This is a genomic window from Psychrobacillus insolitus, from assembly GCF_003254155.1.
Taxonomy (GTDB): Bacteria; Bacillota; Bacilli; order Bacillales_A; family Planococcaceae; genus Psychrobacillus; species Psychrobacillus insolitus.
This window is the reverse complement of the sequence record NZ_QKZI01000006.1, coordinates 59808-86359: the sequence shown is the minus strand read 5'-3', so window position 1 is coordinate 86359 and position 26552 is coordinate 59808. Positions and strand designations below refer to the sequence as shown.

General features: G+C 35.1%; 25 protein-coding genes, 1 pseudogene and 1 riboswitch. Of the genes and pseudogenes, 18 read left to right on the top strand and 8 right to left on the bottom strand.

The features are described from left to right. Position 1: 1 nt before the first annotated feature. The 11 genes and pseudogenes from C7437_RS12835 to C7437_RS12785 all read left to right on the top strand — a co-directional run bounded on the left by C7437_RS12835 (position 2) and on the right by C7437_RS12785 (position 10105). Positions 2 to 706, top strand: a complete 705-nt coding sequence (locus C7437_RS12835; protein WP_111440136.1) for a LysR family transcriptional regulator substrate-binding protein — start codon at positions 2 to 4, stop codon at positions 704 to 706. A 271-nt stretch (positions 707 to 977) separates the two neighbouring features. Continuing rightward, a complete protein-coding gene (locus C7437_RS12830) occupies positions 978 to 1712 on the top strand; it encodes a FadR/GntR family transcriptional regulator (protein WP_111440135.1) in 735 nt (244 codons plus the stop codon). Positions 1713 to 2041: 329 nt separating this feature from the next. Beyond that, positions 2042 to 2335, top strand: a complete 294-nt coding sequence (locus C7437_RS12825) for a Dabb family protein (RefSeq protein ID WP_111440134.1) — start codon at positions 2042 to 2044, stop codon at positions 2333 to 2335. Positions 2336 to 2436: 101 nt separating this feature from the next. Beyond that, positions 2437 to 4044: a bifunctional 3-(3-hydroxy-phenyl)propionate/3-hydroxycinnamic acid hydroxylase MhpA gene (mhpA, locus tag C7437_RS12820; protein WP_111440133.1), complete on the top strand. Its 1608-nt coding sequence runs from the start codon at positions 2437 to 2439 to the stop codon at positions 4042 to 4044. A gap of 236 nt (positions 4045 to 4280) precedes the next feature. Then, entirely contained in the window at positions 4281 to 5342 is a 1062-nt protein-coding gene (locus C7437_RS12815; protein WP_111440132.1) for an MBL fold metallo-hydrolase, read from the top strand. A gap of 252 nt (positions 5343 to 5594) precedes the next feature. Beyond that, complete coding sequence (locus C7437_RS12810; RefSeq protein WP_170122376.1) at positions 5595 to 6500, top strand: VOC family protein; 906 nt, start codon at positions 5595 to 5597, stop codon at positions 6498 to 6500. A gap of 206 nt (positions 6501 to 6706) precedes the next feature. After that, positions 6707 to 7393 carry a CoA transferase subunit A gene (locus tag C7437_RS12805; RefSeq protein ID WP_111440130.1) on the top strand — a complete coding sequence of 229 codons (687 nt, stop codon included), beginning with the start codon at positions 6707 to 6709 and terminating at the stop codon, positions 7391 to 7393. Beyond that, positions 7377 to 8033, top strand: coding sequence for a 3-oxoacid CoA-transferase subunit B (locus C7437_RS12800; protein WP_111440129.1), 657 nt, complete (start codon positions 7377 to 7379; stop codon positions 8031 to 8033). The genes C7437_RS12805 and C7437_RS12800 overlap by 17 nt, the downstream gene beginning before the upstream one ends. A gap of 10 nt (positions 8034 to 8043) precedes the next feature. Next, positions 8044 to 8160: pseudogene (locus C7437_RS17470) on the top strand (acetyl-CoA C-acyltransferase); the annotation flags it as partial. A gap of 34 nt (positions 8161 to 8194) precedes the next feature. Beyond that, the gene (locus tag C7437_RS12790) at positions 8195 to 8983 is read left to right on the top strand and encodes an enoyl-CoA hydratase/isomerase family protein (protein ID WP_111440128.1); all 789 of its coding nucleotides are present in this window, start codon (positions 8195 to 8197) and stop codon (positions 8981 to 8983) included. Positions 8984 to 9109: 126 nt separating this feature from the next. Continuing rightward, the gene (locus tag C7437_RS12785) at positions 9110 to 10105 is read left to right on the top strand and encodes a zinc-binding dehydrogenase (protein WP_111440127.1); all 996 of its coding nucleotides are present in this window, start codon (positions 9110 to 9112) and stop codon (positions 10103 to 10105) included. A gap of 136 nt (positions 10106 to 10241) precedes the next feature. On the opposite strand, the gene C7437_RS12780 is transcribed toward C7437_RS12785, so the two are convergent. The 5 genes from C7437_RS12780 to C7437_RS12760 form a co-directional block, all read right to left on the bottom strand. Then, positions 10242 to 11933: an AAA family ATPase gene (locus tag C7437_RS12780; protein ID WP_111440126.1), complete on the bottom strand. Its 1692-nt coding sequence runs from the start codon at positions 11931 to 11933 to the stop codon at positions 10242 to 10244. Positions 11934 to 12213: 280 nt separating this feature from the next. Continuing rightward, complete coding sequence (locus tag C7437_RS12775) at positions 12214 to 13098, bottom strand: VOC family protein (RefSeq protein ID WP_170122375.1); 885 nt, start codon at positions 13096 to 13098, stop codon at positions 12214 to 12216. Positions 13099 to 13203: 105 nt separating this feature from the next. Continuing rightward, positions 13204 to 14169 (bottom strand): fumarylacetoacetate hydrolase family protein, encoded by a 966-nt coding sequence (locus tag C7437_RS12770; RefSeq protein WP_111440124.1) that lies wholly within the window; start codon positions 14167 to 14169, stop codon positions 13204 to 13206. A gap of 33 nt (positions 14170 to 14202) precedes the next feature. Next, positions 14203 to 14928 (bottom strand): FadR/GntR family transcriptional regulator, encoded by a 726-nt coding sequence (locus C7437_RS12765; protein WP_111440123.1) that lies wholly within the window; start codon positions 14926 to 14928, stop codon positions 14203 to 14205. 494 nt (positions 14929 to 15422) lie between these two features. After that, entirely contained in the window at positions 15423 to 16907 is a 1485-nt protein-coding gene (locus tag C7437_RS12760) for a DASS family sodium-coupled anion symporter (RefSeq protein WP_111440122.1), read from the bottom strand. A gap of 204 nt (positions 16908 to 17111) precedes the next feature. On the opposite strand from C7437_RS12760, the gene C7437_RS12755 reads away from it, so the two are divergent. Continuing rightward, the gene (locus tag C7437_RS12755; protein ID WP_170122374.1) at positions 17112 to 18653 is read left to right on the top strand and encodes a Mur ligase family protein; all 1542 of its coding nucleotides are present in this window, start codon (positions 17112 to 17114) and stop codon (positions 18651 to 18653) included. A 52-nt stretch (positions 18654 to 18705) separates the two neighbouring features. Here the strand turns inward: C7437_RS12755 and C7437_RS12750 are convergent, their stop codons facing one another. After that, complete coding sequence (locus tag C7437_RS12750; protein ID WP_111440120.1) at positions 18706 to 19425, bottom strand: DUF6904 family protein; 720 nt, start codon at positions 19423 to 19425, stop codon at positions 18706 to 18708. A 61-nt stretch (positions 19426 to 19486) separates the two neighbouring features. Beyond that, a complete protein-coding gene (rluF, locus tag C7437_RS12745) occupies positions 19487 to 20191 on the bottom strand; it encodes a 23S rRNA pseudouridine(2604) synthase RluF (RefSeq protein WP_111440119.1) in 705 nt (234 codons plus the stop codon). Between the two features lie 207 nt (positions 20192 to 20398). Here rluF and C7437_RS12740 point away from each other — a divergent pair, with 207 nt between their 5' ends. Together C7437_RS12740 and C7437_RS12735 are read left to right on the top strand one after the other, a co-directional pair. After that, the gene (locus C7437_RS12740; protein ID WP_111440118.1) at positions 20399 to 20887 is read left to right on the top strand and encodes an acyl-CoA thioesterase; all 489 of its coding nucleotides are present in this window, start codon (positions 20399 to 20401) and stop codon (positions 20885 to 20887) included. Between the two features lie 4 nt (positions 20888 to 20891). Next, positions 20892 to 21266 carry a hypothetical protein gene (locus C7437_RS12735; RefSeq protein WP_111440117.1) on the top strand — a complete coding sequence of 125 codons (375 nt, stop codon included), beginning with the start codon at positions 20892 to 20894 and terminating at the stop codon, positions 21264 to 21266. Between the two features lie 411 nt (positions 21267 to 21677). Here C7437_RS12735 and corA read toward each other — a convergent pair whose 3' ends face one another. Then, the gene (gene corA, locus C7437_RS12730; protein WP_111440116.1) at positions 21678 to 22643 is read right to left on the bottom strand and encodes a magnesium/cobalt transporter CorA; all 966 of its coding nucleotides are present in this window, start codon (positions 22641 to 22643) and stop codon (positions 21678 to 21680) included. A 143-nt stretch (positions 22644 to 22786) separates the two neighbouring features. Next, a riboswitch (SAM riboswitch) is annotated at positions 22787 to 22885 on the top strand. A gap of 539 nt (positions 22886 to 23424) precedes the next feature. Here corA and C7437_RS12725 point away from each other — a divergent pair. The 4 genes from C7437_RS12725 (at position 23425) to C7437_RS12710 (ending at position 26538) form a co-directional block, all read left to right on the top strand. Next, positions 23425 to 23769, top strand: coding sequence for a hypothetical protein (locus tag C7437_RS12725; protein WP_111440115.1), 345 nt, complete (start codon positions 23425 to 23427; stop codon positions 23767 to 23769). A 534-nt stretch (positions 23770 to 24303) separates the two neighbouring features. Next, positions 24304 to 25227 (top strand): S66 peptidase family protein, encoded by a 924-nt coding sequence (locus C7437_RS12720; protein ID WP_111440114.1) that lies wholly within the window; start codon positions 24304 to 24306, stop codon positions 25225 to 25227. Between the two features lie 146 nt (positions 25228 to 25373). After that, entirely contained in the window at positions 25374 to 25679 is a 306-nt protein-coding gene (locus tag C7437_RS12715; protein ID WP_111440113.1) for a hypothetical protein, read from the top strand. Between the two features lie 391 nt (positions 25680 to 26070). Beyond that, positions 26071 to 26538: a CtsR family transcriptional regulator gene (locus C7437_RS12710; RefSeq protein WP_111440112.1), complete on the top strand. Its 468-nt coding sequence runs from the start codon at positions 26071 to 26073 to the stop codon at positions 26536 to 26538. The last annotated feature ends 14 nt before the right edge of the window (positions 26539 to 26552 follow it).

Below are 26552 nucleotides of genomic sequence, written 5' to 3'. Positions count from 1 at the left end.
AATGGAAGACATGGTAAGGAAAATGGAAGATATAAGTTCAAACTATAAAAACACCTTGAGATTAGGCTATTTGGGACCTGCCGAATTTAAATTCCTTCCCGATCTACTGCAAAATTTTAATGAAAAATACCCTGATATTAATTTGTTTTCTGAACAATATTATCAAGGAGCATTAATTCATTCTCTAATTAATGGTAATTTAGATATTATTTTTTCTCTTTCTATGGTAATTGAAAAATATCCAAACCTTACTTTCAAGCCAATTTACAGTGATTCTTTTGTGGTCTATTGCCATAAAAATCATAGACTAAGTTCTAAAAAGTCTATAAATCTTTCAGAACTTAAGAATGAAAAATTTATACTTTTATCTGAGGTAGCTGCTTCGTCCGCATATAACAGCATTATAAAACTATGTAATGAAAATGGTTTGAATCCTACCATAATTAATGAACCTGATAATTTCGAACACTTACTAATGATGGTTAAATCGAATATAGGGATTTCGATCTTACCCAATTCAATATTTAATTATTTTAATCATGATAATCAAATTATTAAATTGCCTATTAGTAGGGACTCATTAAGAGATGATTTATTAAATTTTGAAATCGGTATCGCTTGGGAAAAAAACAATCAAAATCTGGCTATAGAGTTGTTTGTAAATGAAATGATGAAAATTAATATACAAAGCTATAATAATAATTAATTAAGACTACGCTGAATTCGAGCATGTGGAATATGGTTATCTAAAGAAACATGTTTCTTTAATTACAACCCCAATTAATACTGGAACAAAAGAGGTTTTTGAGCCAGGCGCTTGATGTATTAATAGTGCTGGAAAGCATTGTAAAGAGTCTTAAAAGATACATCTAGGTAACTTCCCGATATTCAAATCATATTAATATGAAATTTGACGTTTTTGTTTTTATCTAATAAATTAAACATTAGATATTATTTATTATGAAGGAGGATGGAAAATGCTAAATTTAAGTGAACAACTTGTACATGATATAGGCAAAAAAATAATTAAAGAAGTCATTCCATCCGGAAGTTTATTACCAAAAGTAGAAGTAATGAGCGAACAGTATGGAGTTAGTAGGACAGTCGTAAGGGAAGCCTTTAAGGGTCTGGTGGCAAGGGGATTAGTTAATTCAGTTTCAAAAGTAGGAACTATCGTATGCGACCGCAAAGACTGGAAATGGTGGGATACAGAAGTACTTGGTTGGGCTTGTGAGGATACACCTGACTATAAATTTTTGCAGCAATTAACCGAAATGCGTCTTGCTATTGAACCAACTGCTTCAGAGCTTGCTGTCAAAAATGCAACTGAGGAAGATATTAAGAATATTACTGCCGCTTTTGAAGATCTTGAAACTTCCGCAATGAATAGAAGTGAAAGTCAATGGGCCCAAGCAGATTACAATTTTCATCAAAGTATTATGGCCGCCTCCCATAATGAATTACTTATAAATCTGGGGGATTTACTAAGAAATTCACTTCTTCAAAGCCGCCGCCAAACAATGAAAGAATACGTTAATGTTGAAAAAGATTTGTCTGCATCAAAAGAGCAAGCTTTGAATTTACATAAAAATGTTTATATGGCAATCTGTAAAGGTAATGGTATAGAAGCACGTCAAACTATGTATGATTTAATATTGGATGTAAACACTATAATTGAAAAGAGTAAAAATGAATCAGTGAGTTTGAAATGAACAAATAAAGAGAAATAATAACGACATAAAACACCTAAAATAGTCTGCTTACGACGGATTTCCCGTCGTAAGCAGACTATTTTTTAATTTCTCTAGATATTTTAACAACTAATATAATTAAAAGTTACAGATATTAACCTGAATGCTTTTTATAAAAACACTCTACGTATCCGAACATATAAAATATTTAGAAAATTCAATTGACTTTAACGGGGTAATATAATATTATTTATTTAATATTAATTTGATTTGTTAGAACTGAAAGGAAGTGAAAAATTTCCCGATTATACGTCAATATTCAATTATCTTCACATAGTAGGGGGATATATATGATTGAACATATTGCTATATTAAAATTTAAATCATCCACATCGAAAGAACAAAAAGATTTAGTGATTCATAGACTTAAGGATTTAGTGGAGGAAATTGAAGCTATCATTGAAATCCAGATCGGATTTAATTTTTCTGAAAGAAATCAAGGTTTTGATATTGGGGTTACCGCTAAGTTCGAAGATAGAAAAAATTTAGAAATATTTCTATTTCACCCAGCTCATCAAAACGTGGTTTCTTTTGCAAAGCAGATTGGGCTTATTGAAACTATTACTGTAGATTTTTGGATTTGAGATATTAGTTCAATTACCTTTGTAAGCGTTCCCAATTACCTTATTATTAAGAATACTATTCGGTATCTATAAAAAAATATACTTCCTTGGAGGAAATACAAATGACTAATAAAATTTATGATGTTGTACAAATTGGATATGGACCTGTTGGACAAGCAATGGCAGCTTTACTTGGAAAAACGGGACAAAGTGTTGCAGTTTTTGAACGGTGGCCATCAACATTTAGTCTTCCGAGAGCTGCAGCATTTGATCATGAGATTATGCGTGTATTACAAGGTATAGGCTGCGCCGATAAAATAGAAGAAAAAGTTGTTCCATTTATTCGTTATCACTGGGTGAATGCGAAAAGAGAAATTTTACTAGACCTTCCTTATGGAGGTGTGGCAGCATCTGGATGGGAAAACGGGTATCTTATGTTCCAACCTGACGTTGAAAAAGCGCTTGATGAAGCTGCACGATCTTATCCTAATGTTGAGCTAAACCTAGGATGGCAGGCTGAAGAAATAACAGAACATGAGGATCATGTAGAAGTTACTTTTAGAAAGGGCGAAATACCTGAACCCGGTAAATGGGTGGCAACAAATGAGACAAGGACTGTAAGAGCACGTTATGCGGTCGGTGCTGATGGGGCCAACAGTTTTACAAGAAATAAATTTGACATAAAAACAAAGGATTTAGGGTTTGAATCTGAATTCCTTGTTGTTGACATTCGTCCTAATGACCCGCAGATTTTATATCACTTGCCAGAAGGATATCAAGTTTGTGATCCAGCCAGACCAACTACTGTTGTAAGTCGCTTAGGTAATGAGCATATACGATTTGAATTTATGTTGTTACCTGGTGAGAAAAAAGAGGATATGTTAGATTTAGAAAAAATTCATGAATTGACAAAGGAATGGATTTTACCAGAAGAAGGAACAATTATTCGGAAAATAGTCTATCGATTTAACTCAAATATTGCTGAAAATTGGCAAAATAATCGCGTGTTCCTTATTGGTGATGCTGCACATGTAACACCTCCTTTCATGGGACAAGGCATGTGCTCAGGTATTCGCGACGCAAAAAATCTAGCATGGAAATTAGATCTTGTACTTCGTGACAAAGCGGAAGAATCCCTTTTTGAGTCATATCAAGTAGAGCGTTATGATCATTGTAAGACACTTATTAATATGGCAATTGAACTCGGAAAAATTATCTGCATTCCAGATGAAAAAGAAGCAGAAAAACGTGATCAAGCATTCTTCTCAGGTAATATTCCACCGTTCCCGGAAATGCCAATCTTAACAAATGGAATACTACACAAAAATCAAAATGGAGAGATATTATCTCCAACAGGAGAGTTATCACTACAAGACTTTGTAAGTTATCAAGGTAAAACAGGACGGTTTGATGACATCATTGGGCAAGGATGGACAATTATAAGTACTAAAGCAGATCCTCGTGATCTACTAACAAATAATCAAATCGCTTTACTTGAACAAATTGACGTGAAGATTGTTCATATTAGTAACGAGGAAAATACGGATACAGTGTATGACTTGAATGGTAAGTACGCTGCGTACTTTAATGAAAAAGGTTTGGATGCAGTTATTGTTCGCCCAGACTTTTATACTTTTGCTGGAGTACCAACGCTGGAAGAACTTCCAGGAGTTGTGGATGACTTATTATCACAGCTTCACTTAAAAGTTTCTAAAGAACTTAACGTATAAAAAGAGCGATTAGGTATATATAACATTTAATTATATATTTCCTGTGGATATTACTTACATTATAGTTTTACTATGGTACAGGGGAAAAGTTCCGTACATTCTGTCCAGTCGGTCCATTCCCCTATTTCCTAGAAAAAGAAGAAATCCCATTAATTAATAATTTAGAACTAAAATTATGGGTCAATGATGAACTACGACAATCAACAAATACAAAAAATATTGGAGGAGATAGTTTAATGGTTAAAAAGTCACTTTTACTCTCAATTGGTTTTTTATTTTTTATGTTTATCTTGGTAGGTTGTAGTCAGGAAGGTGAACAAGCCGAGAGTTCTGAGTCATCTGTAGAAAATGAAAATACTAAAGTACTCTCATCAGATACAGAAAAAACAAATGAAGAGAAAACAAATATCACTGAAGATAATGAGAAAAAGCAAAGTACTAGCGATTTTAAGGTGACTCTAATAGGGACTGGTTCACCTATGTTATCAATGGATAGATTTAGTAATTCAACCCTAGTAGAGGTTGGTGATAAGAAATTGCTTTTTGATGTTGGTCGGGGAGCTGCTCTTCGATTAAATCAAATGGATATTGCTCCCGGGATGATTGATAAACTTTTTGTTACCCATTTACACCATGACCATACAATGGGCTTTGCTGATGTTTTAATTACAGCGGCCGTACCAGATCCTAGGGGGAGGAGAGAAGATAATTTCCAAATTTGGGGTCCCAAGGGAACAAAAAGTTGGGTCGATCACACATTAAAGGCATTTGAGGCTGATATTGAGGTTAGAAAAGTAGTTGAAGGTGCCACTGGATTGAATGCTGATGTTCTTGAGATTGAAGAAGGAGTTGTCTTTCAAGAGGACGGTATAGAAGTAATCGCTTTTGAGGTTGATCATGGACCTATGAAGCCAGCCCTTGGTTACAGAGTGAATTATAATGGGTATTCGGTTGTGATTTCTGGTGACACTACCTATAGCGAAAATCTGGTTAAATATGCACAAGGAACTGATTTGCTTATTCATGAAGTTATCTCAATAAAAAGTCCAGAGGAAGAGTACAAATCACAAGCACATAAAAATATTGAGGCTTATCACACTACCCCTGAACAAGCTGGAGAAGTCTTTAAGCAAGTCAAACCAAGACTCGCTGCATACACACATATTGCCCTAATGATGTCTGAAAAAGAAGCAAAATTAGTAGAAAGAACAAAGAAAATCTATGATGGTGACGTGGTTGTTGGTGAAGATTTGATGTCTTTTGAGATTGGTGAGGAGATAGAGATAATTGAGCCCTAAAGGGAAGAATGTGAGCTTATTTTTTGGCTTTGGATGAAAAATTAAAATGAGTATGAATACAGAAATCATTCTCACATTCATAAACGATCCGTTTCTCTATGGAAGACGGTAGGTATACTGTTTGTTTTGTCTTTTTGTGGTACCGGTTAAATCTTTTTAAAAGTAGAAAATTCTACTTTTAAAAGGGTATACATTAATTAATTATTTGCGGAAGTTTTAGTTATGGAGTTTAACAAAGGGAGGAATTTTATCATGGTGAATGTTTTTAAACTTGGTTATGCAGAGTTTGGTACAAAAGATATTAGTGCGCTTACAAATTATTATTCAGAAGTTATGGGTTTTACTTTAATTGAACAAGCAGATAATGGGAAATCCTATCTTTCCAGTGGAGTTGATCACCACAACATTGTGGTAACGCCTTCCGATAGTAGTCAGCTTAATAAAATAGGCTGGCAGATTGGCGGAGAACTATCTCTTAAAGAAGTGAGTCAACAATTAAAAGAACATGGAATTTCTTCTGAATTGAAAACAGATGCAGAACCTGGTATTTCACAATTGTTGGAGCTTCAAGATCCAGGAGGCACAATACTGAATCTCTATAGTGATATTAAAACCCCGGCACCAGGATTTAAAGAATCAGGAATTGTCCCAAATAAACTTGGACATATTGCTATCGGAGTAAAAAATGCCAAACAAACGGTAGACTTTTACAAGCAAGTTTTAGGATTTTGGGAAACAGATAAAATAGGGGATATTGCAACATTTCTAACTTGTAATTCAGATCATCATACTCTAAATGTACTTCAATCTAAAAGTACAATTATGCATCATATTGCATTTGAATTAAGAAGTTTTGAACATCATAAAGACAGCTCTGACAAGCTTGCAAAACAAAAAATCCCGGTTTTATGGGGTCCATCCCGTCATACAGCTGGACATAACATCGCAGCATATCATCATGATCCAGATCAACATTATATTGAATTATTTTCAGATTTAGATGTTTACATTCCGGAACTGGATTGTATGGATCCACGTCCATGGCATGAAACTTTACCTCTAAAACCAAGAGTGTGGGAAGAATTAAGCTATTGGGGTACAAACTTCGATCAAGATTTAATTGGTATTGTTATGAAAGAAGAAGAGACCATTAAATAAGATGAAACTTTCCTTGCCATCTTTGAAAAATATGAGTTTATAAAAGAATTATGTAAGAAGTAAAGGGGCATTATAGTCATAAAAAATGGCTTTTTCGCACCCTTTTTTACTCTTTATACAGGTTGTAAGAGCTTTATATATTTATTAATAAACTAAAAAGACAGTAATAATATTTAGTCTGGATCAATTTGCAAGGGGGAAGCATGATGGATAAAGTTATTGAATCAAGTGAAATTCGAAAATTGTTTAAGAATGGCGATCAAATTTTAACGGGTGGATTTGGTTTATCTGGTACACCACTAACAATTATTGATGAATTGCTAGAAACAGATATTAAAGATTTAACGGTAGTGAGTAATAATTTAGGTGATCTTGGACAAGGGTTACACAAATTGTTTATGCAGGGGAAAATTAAAAAGGCAATAGGATCCTTTTTTTCGATAAATAGAGAAGCTGTGATTGCTTGGTCAAAAGGTGAGTTAGAAATTGACTTGTTACCTCAAGGAACATTGGCTGAAGCAATACGTTGCGGCGGAGCTGGTATTGGTGGTTTTTATACGAAGACAGCTGTAGGAACAGAACTAGCAGAGGGTAAAGAGGAACGTGTAATTGATGGAGAAAGATATATTTTTGAAAAAGCGATTAAAGGTGATGTAGCAATTATTAAAGCCGCAAAAGCCGATCGACTTGGAAATTTGGTTTACCATACAACAGCTAGAAACTTTAATCCGATGATGGCTACTGCGGGTAATATTGTTATTGCGGAAGTAGATGAGATCGTGGAGGTAGGGGAACTAGACCCTGAATACATTGTTACACCTCATGCGTATGTTGATTATGTCATTCAAAGTAAGTATTCCAAAGTAGGGAGTGAGTATGTTGAGTCAAGATAAAAGACTAGTTATTGCGAAGCGAATTGCAGAAGAATTAAAAGAGGGCCAAATCGTAAATTTAGGTATTGGCATTCCGACTCTTGTATCGGAGTACTTGGATGATAAAGAAGTATTTTTACAAACAGAAAATGGACTATTGGGAATGGGGCCTCCTCCAACAGAAGAAAATCTAGATATTGAATTGATCAATGCTGGAAAAGAACCAGTTACCTATTTGAAAAGCGCCTCTTTTTTCAATAGTGCTGATTCATTTGGATTGATCAGAGGTGGACATGTAGACGTAGCGGTATTAGGGATCCTTCAAGTTGATATTAAGGGTGAAATTGCTAACTGGGCTGTTCCAGACCAACCCATTTTAGGTGTTGGAGGTGCAATGGATTTAGTAACTGGAGCCAAAAAAGTAATAGTTGCTGCCACATTATTTGCAAAAGATGGAACTTCTAAATTAGTGAAGGAATTAACGTATAAAACAAGTGGTATTCGCAAAGTAGACTTATTTGTATCTGATTATGCCGTCTTTACTTTTACCGATGAGGGAGTAAAAGTATTAGAAATGATGGAAGATATTACTCTAGACGAATTAAGTAAAAAGGTTGGATTTAATTTGGAGTATGCAGCTGAGTTCAACAGTAGTAAATAAATAACAGTTCGTAGCATTAGATTATCCTCTTGGCGCGAGTGGTACAAGAATTACTTATTTCTATTCATTAGCCTCACTTTGTATTGATGGTGGGCAAGGCAGTGCTATTGTTTTAGAAAGTTTGTAAATATAATAAAAAATGAATCGTTAAGGAGAATATCATGAGTAATAACCGTGTACTTTTAAAAGTAGAAAATAATGTTGGAATTGTTACTTTAAATCGTCCCGATGTAGGAAATGCACTAGATCTACAAATGGCAAAGGAATTAATGGATGTTTCTATTATTTGTTCAGAAAGTGATGAAATAAGAGCGGTTGTTATTACAGGGGCAGGAAATAAATTTTTTGTGGGTGGAGATTTAAAAAGCTTTGCTAATGAAGGTGATGAAATTAGCTCACATCTGAAAAGCGTGACTTCTTATTTACATCAAGCAACTTCAAATTTTGTAAGAATGAATAAACCGTTTATTGGCGCTATAAATGGAGTAGCGGCTGGTGCAGGAATGGGTCTGGTGTGTGCATGTGATATTGCTTATGCCTCTGAAAAATCGAAGTTTGTAATGGCTTACAACCGAATTGGTTTAACGCCTGATGGATCAGGAAGTTATTTTTTACCACGTTTGGTGGGAATGAAACGTGCGCTTGAGCTAATGTATACAAATAGAATGTTAGATGCGAAAGAAGCAAGTGAATGGGGGATTATCAATCATGTTATTCCCGAAGATAAGTTAATGGAAGTTGTCCTTGATTTAGCCACAACGCTAGCGCGTGGACCAATGAATGCATATGGAGCAACTAAAAAATTATTTTATCATTCTCTACAAGAAACACTTGAGTCTCAAATGAGTAAAGAAGCTTTACTTCTGGCTGAGAGAGCAAGTAGTACAGAAGGTAAAGAAGGGATTTCCGCATTTTTAGAAAAACGCGAAGCCGATTATTTTAAACAATAATAAACAGGTTCCTTTGTTTATTATTACTGAAGGAAAATGAAGTCAACTGTATTATCCCTAGTGCGTCTTTTTGCCTCACAGTGTACTTTGGCATAGGTTAATTTTTAAAAAATTGGAGGAGTTGTTATGAAAGCTTTTGTACATAAAGGAAAACCAGGAATTGAAAATACGCATTTCACTGATATGGAAGAAAGAAAGCCCAAAAAAGGTGAAGTTAAAGTTCGTATTAAAACAGCTGGATTAAACCATCGTGATATTTTGAACTTACATCGTAGAGAAGAGGATTCAGAGCCCGTGGTACTAGGTTCTGACGGAGCTGGAATAATTGTGGAAATAGGTGAAGCTGTAGAAAATGTAAAACTTGGAGACGAAGTAATTATTAATCCTAGTTTAAATTGGTTTACTAAAAGTGATATCCCACCAACTGAATTTAAAATACTTGGTGTTCCTTCAAATGGGACATTTGCAGAGTTTATACTTGTACCTTTTGAAAATGTAGAATTAAAACCAAAGCATTTGTCATGGGAAGAAGCAGGCGTTCTATCATTAGCTGGGCTGACAGCATATCGGGCGCTTTTTACAAGAGGAAAATTAAAGTCTAATCAAACAGTATTAATTCCAGGTGTTGGTGGAGGTGTAGCGACATTCATTTTGTTGATGGCTAAAGCCATTGGTGCACGGGTGATTGTATCATCCAGAAGTGAAGAGAAAATGAGTCGAGCGCTAAATCTTGGTGCAGATTTAGCAATAAACAGTAATAATGATTGGAAGGATGAATTAAAGGATGAAAAAATAGATCTAATCGTTGATAGTGTAGGTCCAGCTACTTGGGGAAAAATAATGGATGTAGTAAAAGTTGGTGGAACGGTTGTCAGTTACGGAGCTACGACTGGAGAGGATATTCATATTAATTTGAAATCATTATATTTCGGGCAATATAATATTTTAGGGACCACGCTTGGAAGTCATGAAGAGTTTAAGGAAATGCTGCAATTTGTTGAAAAATATCAGTTGAAGCCAGTAATTGACAAAGTCTTTTTACATTCAGAAACATTACACGCATTCAAACGCATGAGTGAGGGTGAACAGTTTGGAAAGATTGTATTGCAAATTGGAGAATAATTATTTAGGAACTACAGATAAAGTAGGGTTTGGGTGCAAAAAACAATTTCTCATCTAGAAAAGCACCTCCAATTGGTAGCTGCTTTCTAACAATTGAGGTGCAGTTCAAAATATGGATTTTTTTCATTAAAAATATTTAGTACGTTCGTCCGAACAAATTCTCCATAATGCATTGCTCTATATCTACCACTTCAAAGTGCATTAACTCATCACGCGTAATTTGCTCCTGTTTCACAAGTCGATTAGATTGAGTTGTTACCAACTTTTCAAAAACGTTGCGAATATAGCGTCCATTGGAGAAGTTCGGAATTTCTTCCACTGGAATCATACCTAATTGCTCTTTCATTTTCTCCGCAAATTCTTCTTCATACACATAATCATTTTGAGCACATAATGACGCGAAAATTTCATATAGCTCACTCTTTGTAAAATTATCGAATTTTACGAAATGATTAAAGCGCGATTTAAATCCTGGATTCGCATTTAAAAAAGATTCCATCGGTTCTTCATAGCCCGCCACAATAATGACCAAATCATCACGCAAATCTTCCATTCCTTTGAGTAAACCACCAATTGCTTCCTGACCAAACGCATCCTTAGGGTCATTCACTAGTGCATACGCTTCATCAATAAAAAGTACGCCACCCGTCGCTTTTTTCACAACTTCCTGCACCTTTAGCGCTGTTTGTCCAACGTATCCCGCTACCAATCCAGCACGGTCTGTTTCCACAAAGTGCCCGTTCGATAATACCCCTAAATGCTTATAAATTTGCCCTATAATACGTGCCACAGTGGTCTTTCCTGTTCCAGGGTTTCCTGTAAATACTAAATGATATGTAATTGGAAAACTTGCTAAACCATGATCTACCCGCAAGCTTTGAACTTTAATAAAACTAATTAAATTATGTAATTCCTTTTTGGCATTTGGTAAGCCTACTAATTGATCCAGTTGCTGTTGTAGTTTGGCAATTTCATACTCTACTTCTGGCGTGATACGAAGTCTCTCACCATTGTTAAATTCACCACTATAAATAAGCTTACCCTTTTCATTATAAAATTCACCACGTCCATGCATTTTTCCAGCAAATAAATCGCCTATATAATGAACCTCACCATGCGGATAATACAGCTTGCCTTTTCCCATTAAATCATCATTCTTAAATTGCCCATCCGCTAAGAGCACACCTTCACGTGAATAAAGTTTACCCTTCCCATTTTTCATATTATCCAAAAAATATCCTTCATATTCCAATCCACAATGACCTACTTCTGCCAACTCCTGGGTCACTTCATCTGTGTTGAAATAAAGACGTCCTACCCCTCGCATATCATGCCACATGAAGTCTCCTTCGTATTGCAATAAACCACTTGGGTAATACAACTTGCCTTCACCTTTCTTCATGCCGTGTACAAAATATCCTTCATAAAGTGGACGATTTAATTGGGGAAACTGTTCGCGAAAAGTATCAAACGGGGCTAACTCCACTAATGAATAATAAAGTACTCCGTACCCGTCCATTTGATCTTGGTCAAAGCTACCCTCAAACTGAACACTGCCATCCGAATGAAATGAAATTCCAGATCCCTGTTTTTTATTTTTCTCGAATTCCCCTTCATAAATACGTTTTCTCTTCAAATACATTGTCCCACTACCATGTTTCATATGTTCAGCAAACTCGCCTTCATACAAAACCTCACCGTCCTGATCAAACAACACTCCCTTTCCATGAAATTTATCATGTCCATAATCATTTTTCTTTACTTCCCCGCGGTACATCACTTCACCGCTCGGATAAAAAATTTCCTTCTCATCAGGACTTTTAATCATCTGCGAATTCCCCTCTTTTCAATAGATTATATATGATCAACACTATTCATTTTCCTAATAATCTTATCATCTATAAAAGTGATTTAGTTAAATATAAAAACACTTATTCTATGTTATCTAGTAGGGCCATCTAAATAAAGAAAGCCTACAATAAAGTGAATTATTGTAGGGTAATCTCTTCATTTTTAGGCGAATTTCCTATCAAAAAAAGGTAGGCTGTCATGCATTTTATTCTGCCATTATTATTTTTTAGGGAATATGATATCCTTAGGAAGCCCAGTTAGATTTTAGATAAATCCATTTGGAACTCGGTACCCCATGAACTTAGACTATTCCATACTTTCGGTTTTAAAGGTAATTCTTTATGCCATGGACGAGGCTCGAATATACCTAATTCTGGTAGAAAGACATCCATATCCGTATATAACTCTATTACATGTCCATCTGGATCATAATGGTACGTTGCAATATTATGTCCCGCTGTATGACGAGATGGTCCCCAAATAACAGGATGATTGAATTTTTGTAGCAAATCAGAACTTGCATTTTGATGACCGGCATCCTTTAATTGAAATGCAATATGATGTAATTTGCTTTGATCAGATGCAACAATATTAAGGACATGATGATCCATATTACATGTTAAGAAATTACAGAAGTTCTCACCAATTTTATCTGTAAATTGGAATCCTAAAACGTCTTGATAGAAATCAACAACCTCTTGATGATTTATTGCACAGAATGCAATATGACCTAATTTAAGAGGAACAATTCCCGAACTTGAATAACCATTTTTTGAAAGGGCTATATCATTAAATAATTCGATGACAATGCCATCTGGATCCTGTAACTCAACCAATTCTGCAATTCCAGGTTTAGCATTTTTTAATACTTTTGCAACAATACCCTTGCTTTGTAATTCTACGTACACTTCTTCGATAGTTTGTTTGCGATTTAATTGATATCCTAAGCTTTTAATTGCATTTTCATCACCTGGTGTAATAACGATATTGTGATGATCTAAGCAGTTACTTAAGTAAAAAATCCCATCTTTCTCTTCAGTAATACTATATCCCATTACATTAACATAATAGTCCACCATACCATCTACATTTGTAGAATGAAAATCTGCATATACTAATCGAGATACTTTTACATTTGACATTAAATCATCCTCCTGCATCCCTACATTTAATAAGTTATACTACTTTATGAATTTATTTATATAAGATAGTGAATTATCGAATAGACCAATCTGATTCTGATCTATTTACTTTACTGGAACAACTTTATTTTGTTGCTCTCCAAGATCTATCCGTCCGTCAGTACTTTTAATTTGAGTTCGGATAACATCTCCATCTTTCAAATAATTGTTAACCAATTTTTGTGTCTTAGAAAATAGTTCAGATTTCTCATTAAATGGAACACCCAAACTTGTGACTGTACCTACAACGTCTGGACTTAGACTCATCGCTACTCCAGCCGCAGTTCCAGTAATAATTAAATCACCTACTGCAAAATCCATAATAGTTGAAAGCTCTGTAAGTGTTTCAGCTGGTTTGAACAGTAATTGACTAGTGTTAGCTGATTGACGTAACTCGTCATTCACCCATAAATTTACCTCAAGATCATGGATTAGAGAATACTCGTCTTCATCCAGTAAGTATAAGAATGGACCAGTCGGACCAAAAGTTCGGTAACTTTTCCCTTTTAACCATTGTCCTTCTAATATCTGAACGTCACGAGCTGAAACATCGTTTACGCTTACTAAGCCAACTACAAAATCAGATAAATTTTCTTCAGTTATTTCTTCAACTTTATTAATATTCTTACCAATTACTAGACCTAGTTCAATCTCGTAATCTAAAAACTCTACATGTTTTGGTCGTACAATCTCTGAATACGCGCCACTTAATGAACTTATATCTTTACCAAAAACTAAATTAAATGGTGGTTTACTTGCATCAAGACCCGATTCAGCACGATGACCCGAATAATTGGCTCCCTGACAAACTACTTTAGACGGCCAAGTAACCGGGCTTAGTAGAGTAACTTCATTAGTTGAAATTTTTTCTCCTTTACCCAATTTCCCAATTTCAATTGCCTTTTCTTTTCCGTTTTCTAAAAAGTCATTTAAAGAGCTATAGTTATCTTCTAGAACGAGAATTTCACCATCTAGAGCAACACCCCATTTTTCTACATTATCCTTTTCAAACCTAACTATACGAGTACCCATAATAATTCTCCTCCTTATATAAATTCCATAATATTATTTTTGATATTCAACCATTTTTTCTAATAATTGTTTGGCGCGGACCATAATTTCAATAGCTCTTACTTGTGCTTCATCAGTATCGCGAGCAACGAGAGCGTCATGTAAAGCTTTATGCCTTTGCAAAACTTCTAAATTTGGTTCTTCAAACTGAGGTTCTGGAAACAAACTTAATGCAGACATCGTTTTTTCTCGACTAATAATTAACCCTTTTCGTAATAGCTTCAGCATGCTAATAAGTAAATCATTATGTGAAGCATCATAAATACTTTGATGAAAATAGAAGTCTGCTTTAGCCCATTCCTTTTCATTTCCAACAGTTTTTTCGAGAGTAAGGAAAGTTTCCTTTATATTCGAAATATCTTGTTCCGTTGCTCTTTGAGTGGCAAGGGATGCCGCCAAAGGTTCTAACGCTAGTCGAATTTCAGTTAATTGAATTAAAAATTCACCATCTTTTACTTCCACTTCACTCAACCAAGTAATAACATCTAAATCCCATAATTGCCAATTTGATTTTTGTAGTACTACTGTTCCTGATCTTTGATTAGACCTAATCATTTTTCTAGCAGCTAATCCCTTTAAAGCTTCCCTGACTACTGTTCGACTAACTCCATATTGTTCACTTATGTCCTCAACTTTAGGGAGGGTTTCTCCTGGCTGTATATCTCCACCAGCTATTTTCCGACCTATTTCATATACTATTTGTTCACTAAAACTTTGCATTTATTTCCCTCTCAAATTTTATTTTCCCCTAAATAGTATCCAATTTTATTTTTTAACAATTAAAAAATGATTGACCACTAGGTAGGGTTCATAATCTTTCTCTTGTTTTAGTTAAGAAAAAACAGTAGGGTATTAAATATTACTTATTTAATAGTTCTGAATAAATAATATTTAATACTTTAATATTATTTATTTTCCCCGCTATTGTCAATCTATTTATAGAAAATTCTATAAACTTAATTTTTTATAATGTATAAATCAATATTTAGTGCTGTTTTTATCTAGATTACCAACTAAAACTAGTAGAAATCTAACAAATGACGTTTTAGGTGATCGGCGGACAAACAATCACAATAGAATGACCGAAAAAAATCGAGGAGCTAGGTGACATAGTCACTTAGCTCCTCGATTTCTTTCTCGTTTATTCTATTAAAATAAGTTTCGTCCAAAGCGAACCGACAACGTCCATTTAGAAAAGGACGCTTTCGCTGTTCTTATAAAAGGCCAATCCATTTCCAGTATGTTGCACTGAATAGAAGAATTAGTAAGTACCCAGCAATTGTTAGTGGAATACCTGATTTTAAGAAATCTTTTACAGTGAATGCACCTGTCCCATATGCGAGCATATTTTGAGGAGCACTTACTGGTAACAAGAAACCAAAACTAATAACGAATTGTTGAATTATAACAAATCCAATATCATTACCTTCTAAAGAAATTGTAGTTGTTAACGCTATGAAAACAGGTATTAATGCAGAGGATAAACTAGTAGCGCTAGCAAATCCTAAATGTATTAATATATTAAAAGCAGAAATTAATGCAATAGTTGCGAGTAGAGGCATTCCATCAAGACCCATCGCACCAAATACATTATCTGATAACCACTGAGCACCTTGTGTATCTAACAAAATGGTACCAAGAGCTATACCTACAGCAAAAACTATGATAGTTCCCCAGGGAATTAACTTTTCAACAGATTTCCAGTCAAATACACCAATCTTTGGTGAAAGTAAAATTGCAATCGCAATAATTGTTACGGTAGTTGTATCAAACGGATGTAATTTCGATTCTGTTGCCCAGAAGAAGAGGAGTGCAACCGAAACAATAATAAGGCGAAGCTCTTCTTTCTTTAAAGGTCCTAAATCTTTTAATTGTTGCTTAGTGATTTCTTTACTACCTTGAACATTTCTCGTTTCAGGTTTAATTAGATTAATCATAACGAAATATAAAATAATCGACATTAGGATGGACCACGGGGCAGCGTATAGGAACCACTGTCCCCATGAAATAGTAATGCCAAATTCCTTTTCTATGAAGCCAATTGCTACCATGTTCTGAGCAGCCGCTGTTTTAATACCAACATTCCAAATCGAAATTGATTGGACAGCTGTAATGATAAGAAGGGCTGCTAACTTACTGTTTTTCGGTAGACCGAATGCCGCAACCATACCCATTAGGATTGGTACAAGCGCTCCAGCTCGAGCGGTAGCACTTGGTACAAAAAATGCTAGTACGATTGACACAAGAATTGCACCAAATACGATGCTACCTGTTTTTGTACCAACTCTTGTTAATATCCAAAGTGCAATTCGTTTATGTAAATTAGTCGCTTGCATGGCCGAAGCTAAAAATAGAGCAGCTGCTACAAGTGCTACTGCCGAGTTACTGAAACCTCCTAAAGCCATTTTTAACGCAGCAGAAGTTCCGATTATTTCAGTAGGATCTTCCATGCTTGGCGATAGTCCGAGCAACATAGCTGTGAGTGCGATAATCATTGCTGCACTTACTGGATATGAAACGGCTTCAGAAACCCAGAGAATTACTGCAAAAGCTAAAATAGCTAACGCACGATGTCCGGCAACAGGGAGGCCATCAGGTGTAGGTAATAAAACAATGATAATGAGTGCTAGAAAGGCTAATGCAAGCCATAATGGTTTTAAATTCTTTTTCACTTTTTTTTCGGTTACTTGAGATGTCATTGTACTTACTCCTTTTGTGAAATAGTGTATCCCACTAGTTCATTTATATTATACAGATTTATAATTTTTGAGGTGTGTATAATAAGTGAATATACAATGAAAATGCAATATTGTTATAATAATTTACAAAAGCTTTCAGTGTTCTTCTATTGCAAATTAGGGTAAACTAAAAAGAATAGATTTTAATAAAAGGTGGCCGTTTTGATGGAAATGACAAAGTTAATAAAGCATCTAAATATTATAGAAGTTAAAAATGCTCAAGATATAGAAATAACAGGGATCGCATATAATTCACGTAAAGTAGAAAAGGGTCAAGTATTCGTTTGTGTAAAAGGGTTTAAAACAGACGGGCATAAATACGCTGGACAAGCTGTAGAGAAAGGTGCGATTGCACTAGTTGTAGAGAGCTTTATAGAAGGCTTGAACATTCCACAGTATAAAGTGGAAAGTGGAAGAACTGCTTTGGCAATATTGGCAGATGCGTTTTATGATCATCCTACAAGAAAATTAAAGACAATCGGTATTACAGCAACAAATGGAAAGACATCAACTTCCTTTATGACAAATGCTATTTTAGAAAACCATGACCTAATAACGGGTTTAATGGGTACAGTAGTTGTGAAAATTGGAGACTATGCAGAGCCGTCTGAACTGACAACACCAGAGTCTCTGGATCTTCAACGCTTTTACGCACAAATGGTGGAAGCGGGAGTAACACATACAACTATGGAGGTTTCTTCATCCGCATTAGAACTAAATCGGGTAGCTTGTGTCGATTTTGATATCGTTACTTTAAATAATATTAGCCGTGAACATATAGACTTACATTCATCGTTTGAAAATTACTTTGCGCATAAATCGAGTCTTATTCGTAACGCAGGTGCAGATAAAGTAGCCATTTTAAATTTAGATGACTCCTATTCTGCTTCTCTTGTTGATCAAACAAAAGCAAAAGTTATAACAATTGGGGTGGAAGATCAGTCTGCAGATGTAATTTGTCATAACTTAGATTTATCAACGGGACGAGCATCATTTACTGTAGAAATTATGCGCGAACTAATAACGAATGATGTAGTGATTCCGAAACAACAATTCCAAATAGAACTTTCAACACCTGGTTTTCACTCAGTTTATAATTCTATGGTAAGCATCGTCATCGGATTGTTATGTGAAGTGCCAGTTACAACAATTCAAAAGAGTTTATTTGAATTTGTGGGAGTAGAACGTCGATTTGAAATTATTTTTGAGGATGACTTTAAAATTATCGATGATCATTTCGCGAATAGCGGAAATATCGATATAACGCTTGGTACTTTAGAAAAAATGGACTTCACTCGGATTTTGCTTGTTTACGCAATTCGAGGTGACCGTGGAGTGACAGTAAATAAAGAAAATGCAGAAGCGATAGCTAGATGGGCTCCGAGACTGGGGATTCATGAAGTAACTGCAACATTAAGTCGTTCCCATGTAACGCAGAAGGATGTTGTTTCCGAAGCGGAACTTGCTGCTTTCATGGAAGTGATGGATGATGCAGGAATACAGGTTCATTTATACGAGGAACTACCAGAAGCGATTCGTTATAGCATGAACATGGTAGAAGAAGGCGACCTAGTCTTGCTAGGTGGCTGTCAAGGAATGGACTTTGGTGCCAAGTTTGCGTTAGAACAATTAGAAACGATAAGACCAAACGTGGACAAGAAGAAACTATTTCAACCACTAGAAAAAAGAGTAGCTGGAAATTCATAAGAAATAAAAAAAGCGTTCTTAGCCATGTTATTGGCTAAGGACGCTTTTCTTTTTACCACTCAATGTCTTCTGGATAGTCTACATTTAGACGTAAATCGTGAATTGAACTTTTGGTTTTATTCGCTTCTGTTAGAACAGTTTGTTTGACGGAATTATATTCACTATTAGAAATAACGATGTTGTTCGCAATAGCAGTAAAAGCTTTTATGCGCTTTTCTCTTGGCATTTCTATGTAGGAAAGATTGAGCATATCAATGTATTGAATGGCATATTCTTCTACGGTAGTTTGTGGACTAAACATGGCATCTGTAAGTGTCTTAAATTCGGTTGCGGTCATATTTTCTTTTAAACCTTCCGCAACAATCGCTTGAAATTTACGTGCATTTACAATATGTAGATCGAAATCGGTTGCGTTCTTATCTTTTTTGTATAGTTTAATAAAATCATTTATTGCAATGGAAGAATATATAAGTTCTGGCCACAGGATTTCTACTGAATAATAAATATTTTTATTAGGAGCTATAAAGTCATGTGCTTTCATTATTTCTTTATGCAAGCCATTGCCTATAAATTCTACATTTCTATCTCCTTGGTGGGCATGGCGTAAATCATATGTAATACCAAGTAACCTCATACGAGAGCCTTGCCAATCATAATACCGTTTTTCATCTCCGGTAATTGAATAGATAGCAGTACAGAGCTCATCTAAATCCCAATAATCCCCACTGATTAAGGCACCTGTTAAATTATCTGTGTTTTTTAAAGATAACATTCGATTTCCCCCTTGCTGAATAGTGAATTTTCTTTTCTATAGTTTTAATACGAGAAGTATATTACCGTTTTGCTGTGTAGTTTAGCGTACTAAATAACTCTTTTTTTTCTGTATCTGATAGCTCTCTCCACTCCCCAATGGAAAGACCTTCAATGTTGATATTCATAATGCGAATGCGTTGTAAACTTTTTACTGAATATCCAAGTGCACTACACATTCTTCTGATTTGGCGGTTTAACCCTTGTGTTAGCGTTATATTAAATGTTTTGGGTCCCATTTTTTTAATTTTACACGGGAGCGTTGTAGTACCTAAAATCTCTACTCCAGTAGCCATTTCTTCTAGAAAACTATCCGTAATTTTTTCGTTTACTGTTACGACATATTCTTTTTCATGTTTATTCTCTACACGAAGTATTTCGTTGACAATGTCTCCATCATTCGTCAATAAAATGAGACCATCCGAGTCTTTATCCAACCGACCAATATGGAAAACTCGAAGTGGATGGTTGACAAAGTCCACTATATTTCCCTTCACATGACGTTCTGTTGTACTAGTAATGCCCACGGGTTTATTTAATACTAAGTAAACTAATGGTTGCTCGACAACAATTGGTTTGCCATCGACTCGTACATCATCTCCAGCTTCTACTTTGCTACCAAGTTCCGCCGTAATTCCGTTAATTGTAACTTTTCCTTCAATAATCCATTTGTCTGCACCACGTCTAGAAATTATTCCGGCTTCACTTAAAAATTTGTTAATTCGCATGTTAGATACCTACTTTCTTGTTAAAATTATTATATGAAGTATGTACAACCATTATAATGTAAAAACAGTAAAAAACAAAAGGAGTGAGCAGGTAAACTAGTAGTGTTCATCTTTTGCAATTATTAATTTTGATGAAACTACATGATATACTTGAAAAAAGATTATTTAAATAAGAAAAGAACCATATATTAGAGGAGCAATCACACCATGAGTAAAAACCCAATGAACCAATCGAAAACAATTCAAACCCATTTGATCCTGCCACCAGATACAAATCATCACCAAACAATTTTCGGTGGAAAAGTACTTGCATACATTGATGAAATTGCGGACATTGCTGCGATGAAGCATGCAAAACATGCAGTAGTTACGGCTTCTATAGACTCTGTAGACTTCCTATCTTCTGCAAAAGTAGGCGATGTTCTAGAGCTAATGGCAATCGTTAGTTCAACCGGTCGTTCATCTATGGAAGTGTATGTTCGTGTAACATCAATGAACTTATTAACTGGGGAAGAAAAATTAACAACCGAATCCTATTTAACTATGGTTGCAGTAGATGAAAACGGAAAATCGATTCCTGTACCAGGAATTTATCCTGAAACAGAAGATGAAACTCTTCTATTTGAATCAGGTGCCGCTAGACGTGAGCATAGAAAACAACGCCAAGCAATGAAATATAAACCAAGAGGGAAGTGACTATGTGCTAAAGCAAATTGAAGAAAACTATAAATATTTAATGATATTGTTACTAGTTGTTTATTTAATAAACACTGCTTATTTAAAAGAAATAACGGTCACATTTACTGCAATCTTTTTGGCTATTATTTTAGAAATTATTAAGCAACGTTATCATATTAAAAAACTTACTTATTCCCAATTGGCGATCATTGGGATTATAGTACTTGCGGGTATTTCGGGGACTATATATATTGTTATCTTGTTTCAAATTTTTCTTCAGTCTCTTAGCATACCGCAGCCACTGGAAACAGTTTTACTTCTACTAACTGCACTCGTATGTTTCTACCTAGTAGGATATTTCTTAAAGCAACTCTATGCACGAGCGATAGGTAAATAGAAAAAACTCATTAAAGCTATGAATTCATAGCTTTAATGAGTTTTTTCTTAAATTAATAATGTTTCTTTGTTAAATGACGTTGGTGAAGAATTTTAATCGGCTATAATTTATTTGTCATGGGACTGTCCATAAAGTCAGTAACACTGATTTTTTGTGACAGCCTTTTTTTGTAGTTTTTTATGTCTACTTGAACTTAAGTTTCCAATACTCTCTTTGCTGATTTCGTTCCGAGCGGCGACTCCAGTGGGATTAGCGTGACAGGTGAGACCCCACAGGAGCGCGATTTTCGCGACGAGGAGGCTCACCGCACGCCCCACGGAAAGCGTCCGATCGGAACGAAATCAGCGCGGATTAGTATTTTTTTATTTCACCAACGTCATATATTGTACAATCTTAATAATAGAATTCCAGCTAATTTTTAAATAATTTAAACCAACCTTTGTATTTAAACCAAATAACCATTGCAATTGTGATCACAATCATTACTATAATTACAGTTAAATATCCATATTTCCACTCAAGTTCTGGCATATGAATAAAATTCATACCATATAAGCCAACTATAAAAGTAAGTGGGATAAAAACAGTAGAAACAATCGTTAAAATCATCATGATTCGATTCATTTGACTGGAGTTTATGGACATATGACTATCTCGGATGTCTGCAGTTAATTCCCGATTTGTTTCAATCAATTCAGCTAATTTTAGCAGATGATCATATACATCTCCAAAATATGCACGTTCTGTTTTCCGTAATCCAATTCGTTCAGAGTTCATTACCCTATATAATAAATCGCGCATCGGAAATACAGTACGACGCAAACGGAGCAAATCGCTACGAACGTCAAAAACTTGATCCATGGATAAATAACCCATATTAAGTGTCAGCTTATCTTCTACCTCATTTAAATAATCTTCTATTTTATAAACGATTGGGAAGTACGCATCCACCACTTTATCTACAATATGATATGTTGCATGCATAGGACCGCGGTCCCATCCTTTAGGATTATTACGTATTTTTTGGCGTGCTTCTTCTAATTCATGCATGATGGGGTAATGAAAGGTTACAACAAAATCTTTTCCAACAAAAATATCTAACTCTTCAGCTTCTAATGTTTCTTCGTTGAATGTATGTAAAACAAAAAATGCATATCCATCATCATAATGGTCTAGTTTAGGGCGCTGAAGATCTAGCAAACAGTCTTCGATTGCTAAAGGATGGAAATGAAAAAAAGAACTAAGTAATAATTCCTCTTCTTTTGTAGGTTCTCCAATATCGACCCAGTACCATTCAAACGTTTTTTGTTTAATGTCCTCTATAGGGAAATCACTCACTATTTCATGGTCTACAGTTATACCAAGCGTTCGAATCAAACTAAAACCTCGTTTCTTTACAAAATCTCATTTCTTATTATCGCATATCTCTGCAGTATATAATCATTTAAAACTTAAGTGGATTTTCTGTTGACAATCACAATATCTATATGTATAGTTGGTATTAATCAAATAAAACAACTTTCTTATCAAGAGAGGTGGAGGGACTGGCCCTATGATACCTCAGCAACAGACATTTGTGTACTGTGCTAATTCCAGAAGCGTATGCTTGAAGATAAGAAGAGACTAATTGTCCTATGACGCTTAAACCTCTTCTTGATCTCAAGAAGGGGTTTTATTTGATTTCTACTACAAATACAGGAGGAGAAATCAAGTATTTCAAACGAAGAAGACTCATTTGTCACACTTCAAAAAACGAAAGCAGTCATGTTAAAACTAAAATAAACTAGGATATTCTCATTTGAATTATTCGGAACCCTTTCATATCTAAAAAAGTTTAGAAATAAAATTGGTAATACCTTTTTGGAATCCAATTACTCATACGTAAAGGATTACAAAGAGCAAAATACAGCTTTTTTTTCAGTAGTCCCATTCGATCAGGAAAGAAAGTATTCGTTACAAAACACCACACACATCTATAGGAAAAGAAATGTAAGCAATAACCCCCTCTCATCAGCAAAAAGATGAAGGGGGTTATTGTTGTTCTCATTGAATTTAAAACAGAAACCTTTTTTTATTTACACCGAGCTAAGGTGTTTGTCTAGTTTGTCTTTCTTTTTTTGCATTTACTAGTATAAGTGCTAAAGGAGGTGAATTTAATATGAACCGATATCGTAAACCTTGTAATTCTTGTCAGCAACCTCAGGTATCCCCTCAGCAAACTGAGTGGTTCCAACCACCTTTCGAACCAATCGTGTGTCCGCCACGTTATAGAGTACATGATTCGTTTATACCGAGAATGCAACCTGTCATACATCCGACTGTGAATGTAAATCGAGAACATGTATTCCCTGTGCCACAGCATTTCTTTCCTCAAGTAACTCGAAATGAATTTGCAAATCAAGGACATCAACAAGCGACACCTTATATGAACCAATATCAGCAAGGTGCTTTTCAACAACAACCGTATCAGCAACAACAACAATTTTTCCCTGGTCAACGATAATTTTTAAAAAGCAAATGCCTTTGTTACAAAGGGTGTTTGCTTTTTTTAAAGTATAAGAATTTCACATACTCGGAACACTGTTTGTATAATTTCTTCTAGTCGCTTTAGCGGTTTTTCTTAATTGTTAAGAAAGCGCTTCTAAAACCAACCCGCCATAAAATACTCGCAAACCTCAAAAACGGTCAAAATTCACATACGACATATTTTAAAATAAGTGCAAATACAGGAGAAAAGTCTCTTTTTGCACTTATTTTCGGATAAGTCGTATAGTGATTTTGCTATATTTCATAAATCAGAATTTAAAATTTAAATAGAAAACTTAAACATGTAGAAATTGTAGGTGTCAGGTTTATTTTTGGTCATTCACAGCCATGTCAGCCAAAATATATAATTTCAACTTATACTTTTACATAATGGTAGAATTAGCAGCGTATACTAATTTTTGTTAAGCTTAAGCTAAGGTGATAAAACTAAAAAGTTGTAGCTTCTGTAAAAGGAGCTGCTCCTTTTATTTCTGTATAAAGGGGAAATTATATGAAAATTCGTCCAAGAAGATTGCAAAAAGGGGATACGGTTGGAATTATTGCACCATCGAGTCCTCCTAATTTAGAAAATCTACGAAGCGCCCTTCCTTTCTTAGAAGAACTGGGACTTTCTTATACACTTGGGAAAAGTGTTGAAAAGGAAAATGGCTATCTTGCGGGAAGTGATGATGACAGGTTAGCGGACTTACATGAAATGTTCGCAGATCCTAAAATTGCGGGTATCATCTGTGCAGGTGGTGGGTTTGGTTCTGCTAGATATGCAGATAAAATTGATTATCAGTTAATGAATGAAAATCCCAAAATTTTCTGGGGTTACTCAGACATCACATTTTTACATACAGGAATTGGGGAATACTCAGATCTTGTAACATTCCATGGACCAATGCTTGCCTCAGACGTAGGGAAAGATACTTTTTCTGAGTTATCTAAAAAAATGTTCCAGCAACTTTTTGACCCAATGGAGCTGTACTATTCAGAAGCAATATCACCACTGGAAACAATTAGTACAGGAAAAGTAAGAGGAGAACTAGTTGGCGGTAATTTGTCATTACTTGTGAGTGGACTTGGTACAAAGTATGAAATAGATACAAAAGGTAAACTATTACTAATAGAAGATGTAGGAGAAGAACCTTATAAAGTCGATGGCTTCTTAAACCAATTACGACTAGCGGGTAAGTTAAGTGATGCTGCCGGTTTTATCATTGGTGATTTTAGTGAAGCAGAACCGATTAAACGAAAAGTATCTTTAACCTTAGAGGATGTATTTGAGCATTACTTCGGTGCTCTAGGGAAGCCTGCAGTAAGAGGTTTTAAAATAGGTCACTGTGAGCCACATTTTGCAATTCCACTAGGGGTAGAAGCTCAGCTAGATGCAGATGAGCGTACATTATCAATTTTACCTGGAGTAGAATGAGATAAACGGTTCGCTTTGGACGAAACTTATGCTCACTTATTCTCGAACAATAAATAAATAATTCCTTTATTAGGAAAGCATTTGGCTTTGAAGTGGGGCACAAATGTGATATTATCAGAATAATAAGAATTAAGGAGGGCGTTTTAATGGCACCATTTGATTTAGGCGATTTAAAAGGTCTAGCAGATAAATCTGCTGAACTGTCTAAGGGTAATAATATTAATATAGAGAGTTTGTTAAATGATGAACTCATCCAAAAATTCACGAATTTCGAAAGTGTTCAAGCATTTTTAGAAAAATGTCCAATTGATTTAAAAAATATTGCGAATTTACAAGACTTAGATAACAATAAAATGGATTCGTTTGTGAACGATTATACGAATTTCTCTAATTGGAAAGAACTTCTTGGAAAAGTTACAGAAACATTTTTAAGTGGCAAACTAAAATTCTAATCAACTGAAACTACTAATCAATCTGGTTAGTAGTTTTTTTATACAAAAAGAAAGAATGAAGAATTCAAATTAGTATCTGTCTAGCTCGAGCGCCTTGCCCCTCGGGGTCAAATGTGAAATCGCGTGCTCCTGCGCAAAGCTCGTCGCAGAAAACCTTGTGTGGTGGCTGAGGAGCTGCCTCGGGCCCGCACGAAGCGGGTCATGTCTGCTTTGCCACAGGATGTGGCGACCTTTGCAGACCAACTTAGATTCCCCATTTGCTGCCTTACGCAGTAATAGGCGCTTCCGCTTTTCTTCTCTCAAAGCAAATCATATCAATTGCACAACGATTATCTTCTCGTTATAATAAAGTCAAAGATAGTCAAAGTCAGTTGCAGGATGAGGTGAGAAGATGAAAAATATATCTGACATAATTGAAGGTTATTTGAAGGGCATTATAGAAGAAGAGAGTATGGGACAAATTGAAATTAAAAGAAATGAAATTGCTGAAATGTTTCAATGTGTTCCATCTCAGATAAACTATGTGATAAATACCCGATTTACCGTAGATCGCGGTTACTTAGTAGAAAGTAAGCGTGGTGGAGGTGGATATATTCGAATCCTCCGCGTACGTGCGCATACAAAGGCTGATTTAATTGAGCATATAATAGTGAGCTTAGAAAACGGAGCTTCTGAATCAATGACACAAGATATTGTATTCCGATTAATTGATGAAGAGGTAATTACTAAACGTGAGGCAAAGCTTATTTTAGCGGCTCTTAACAAAAAAACATTAGCAATACCTTTACCAGCAAGAGATGAGTTACGTGCTCGAATTTTATGTGCCATGTTATTAACGTTGAAATACGAAAAAAAGTAAATTTATAACGGGGT

Excerpts from the sequence above, each read along its gene's own strand:
- C7437_RS12835 (WP_111440136.1), top strand. The coding sequence starts at position 2 with ATGGAAGACATGGTAAGGAAAATGGAAGATATAAGTTCAAACTATAAA.
- C7437_RS12830 (WP_111440135.1), top strand. The coding sequence starts at position 978 with ATGCTAAATTTAAGTGAACAACTTGTACATGATATAGGCAAAAAAATA.
- C7437_RS12825 (WP_111440134.1), top strand. The coding sequence starts at position 2,042 with ATGATTGAACATATTGCTATATTAAAATTTAAATCATCCACATCGAAA.
- mhpA (WP_111440133.1), top strand. The coding sequence starts at position 2,437 with ATGACTAATAAAATTTATGATGTTGTACAAATTGGATATGGACCTGTT.
- C7437_RS12815 (WP_111440132.1), top strand. The coding sequence starts at position 4,281 with ATGGTTAAAAAGTCACTTTTACTCTCAATTGGTTTTTTATTTTTTATG.
- C7437_RS12810 (WP_170122376.1), top strand. The coding sequence starts at position 5,595 with ATGGTGAATGTTTTTAAACTTGGTTATGCAGAGTTTGGTACAAAAGAT.
- C7437_RS12805 (WP_111440130.1), top strand. The coding sequence starts at position 6,707 with ATGGATAAAGTTATTGAATCAAGTGAAATTCGAAAATTGTTTAAGAAT.
- C7437_RS12800 (WP_111440129.1), top strand. The coding sequence starts at position 7,377 with ATGTTGAGTCAAGATAAAAGACTAGTTATTGCGAAGCGAATTGCAGAA.
- C7437_RS12790 (WP_111440128.1), top strand. The coding sequence starts at position 8,195 with ATGAGTAATAACCGTGTACTTTTAAAAGTAGAAAATAATGTTGGAATT.
- C7437_RS12785 (WP_111440127.1), top strand. The coding sequence starts at position 9,110 with ATGAAAGCTTTTGTACATAAAGGAAAACCAGGAATTGAAAATACGCAT.
- C7437_RS12780 (WP_111440126.1), bottom strand. The coding sequence starts at position 11,933 with ATGATTAAAAGTCCTGATGAGAAGGAAATTTTTTATCCGAGCGGTGAA.
- C7437_RS12775 (WP_170122375.1), bottom strand. The coding sequence starts at position 13,098 with ATGTCAAATGTAAAAGTATCTCGATTAGTATATGCAGATTTTCATTCT.
- C7437_RS12770 (WP_111440124.1), bottom strand. The coding sequence starts at position 14,169 with ATGGGTACTCGTATAGTTAGGTTTGAAAAGGATAATGTAGAAAAATGG.
- C7437_RS12765 (WP_111440123.1), bottom strand. The coding sequence starts at position 14,928 with ATGCAAAGTTTTAGTGAACAAATAGTATATGAAATAGGTCGGAAAATA.
- C7437_RS12760 (WP_111440122.1), bottom strand. The coding sequence starts at position 16,907 with ATGACATCTCAAGTAACCGAAAAAAAAGTGAAAAAGAATTTAAAACCA.
- C7437_RS12755 (WP_170122374.1), top strand. The coding sequence starts at position 17,112 with ATGGAAATGACAAAGTTAATAAAGCATCTAAATATTATAGAAGTTAAA.
- C7437_RS12750 (WP_111440120.1), bottom strand. The coding sequence starts at position 19,425 with ATGTTATCTTTAAAAAACACAGATAATTTAACAGGTGCCTTAATCAGT.
- rluF (WP_111440119.1), bottom strand. The coding sequence starts at position 20,191 with ATGCGAATTAACAAATTTTTAAGTGAAGCCGGAATAATTTCTAGACGT.
- C7437_RS12740 (WP_111440118.1), top strand. The coding sequence starts at position 20,399 with ATGAGTAAAAACCCAATGAACCAATCGAAAACAATTCAAACCCATTTG.
- C7437_RS12725 (WP_111440115.1), top strand. The coding sequence starts at position 23,425 with ATGAACCGATATCGTAAACCTTGTAATTCTTGTCAGCAACCTCAGGTA.
- C7437_RS12720 (WP_111440114.1), top strand. The coding sequence starts at position 24,304 with ATGAAAATTCGTCCAAGAAGATTGCAAAAAGGGGATACGGTTGGAATT.
- C7437_RS12715 (WP_111440113.1), top strand. The coding sequence starts at position 25,374 with ATGGCACCATTTGATTTAGGCGATTTAAAAGGTCTAGCAGATAAATCT.
- C7437_RS12710 (WP_111440112.1), top strand. The coding sequence starts at position 26,071 with ATGAAAAATATATCTGACATAATTGAAGGTTATTTGAAGGGCATTATA.